Here is a 644-nt window from a genome sequence, read left to right on the forward strand (position 1 = left end):
CGCATCGAGTTCACGCGCCACCCTCGCACCCGACAGCGAGGTGTCGGCCACCAGCGCCAGGCATTCGCGCGTGAAGTCGTCCACCACGCACAGGATGCGGAACCGCCGACCACAGCCCAGCGCGTCGGACACGAAGTCCAGCGACCAGCGCTGGTTCGGCCCCTGCGGCAGCACCATCGGCGCCCTGGTGCCCAGTGCACGCTTACGGCCGCCGCGGCGGCGCACCTTGAGACCCTCCTCGCGGTAGAGCCGCAGCAGTTTCTTGTGATTCGGCGCCAGGCCCTCGCGGGCCAGCAAGTAGCCCAGACGCCGATATCCGAACCGGCGACGCTCGGCCGCCAGCTCCCGCAGCCGCTGCCGCAGGCCAGCGTCATCCCCCCGGCTCGGCTGATACCGCGCCACCCGCCGGGCAATGCCGATTAGCTTACACGCCCGACGCTCGCTCAGCCCGTGGCATTCCCGGGCATGAGCGACCGCGTTCCGCTTCGCGCCGGGCGTCACCATTTTTTTGTCGAGATGTCCTTCAGCACCGCGATGTCCAGCATCGCTTCCGCCAGCAGCTTCTTGAGCTTGGCGTTCTCCTCTTCCAACGTCCGCAGCCGCTTGGCCTCAGTCACCTCAAGGCCGCCAAACTTGGCCTTCCA

Annotated in this window: 1 pseudogene; it reads right to left on the reverse strand. The window is 68.2% G+C overall.

The features are described from left to right. Window positions 1-644 (reverse strand): annotated as a pseudogene (locus AC2D9U_RS24240) (IS3 family transposase); the annotation flags it as partial.

It is taken from the genome of Roseomonas sp. TF40 (genome assembly GCF_057219975.1).